Here is a 497-nt window from a genome sequence, read left to right as displayed (position 1 = left end):
GGTCGGTAACGTTGTAAGACAGGGTGTAGGTACCCGCGATATTCGCATCGACTGTCCCACTAACGATGATGGATGCACTTAAGTTACCATCTACAGCATCCGTAGCGGTAGCGCCAGCATCTGTGTAGGTGGTTTGTAGTTCATGCAGGGTAGGGTTGTCGCCATTTAGTGTTATGGTTGGTGCGCCAGTATCCACAACATTCACTGTTCGTGTAGTGGTTGCTGCAGCATTTCCTGATGAATCGGATACATTGTAGGTAAGCGTATACGTGCCTTGTGTATTGGCATCGACTGTTCCTGTGACGCCAATACTTAGACTGATATCTCCATCAATATTATCGCTAGCGCTAGCGCCAGGATCGACGAAGATTGTTCCTACTTCGTGATCTAAGGGGTTGGCTCCAGCAAGGGTGATAAGTGGGGCTGTTGTATCGCTTACGATTACAGTTCTACTCGCCTGAATAGCGGGGTTTCCAGCGGCATCGCTAACATTATAG

General features: G+C 48.7%; 1 protein-coding gene. It reads right to left on the bottom strand.

Annotated elements, in window-relative coordinates:
* On the bottom strand, positions 1–497 hold a 497-nt coding region (locus tag A3729_RS10350; protein WP_156497877.1), incomplete at both ends, for a DUF5011 domain-containing protein.

It is taken from the genome of Oleiphilus sp. HI0043, from assembly GCF_001634935.1.
This window is presented reverse-complemented; position numbering and strand designations above follow the sequence as displayed.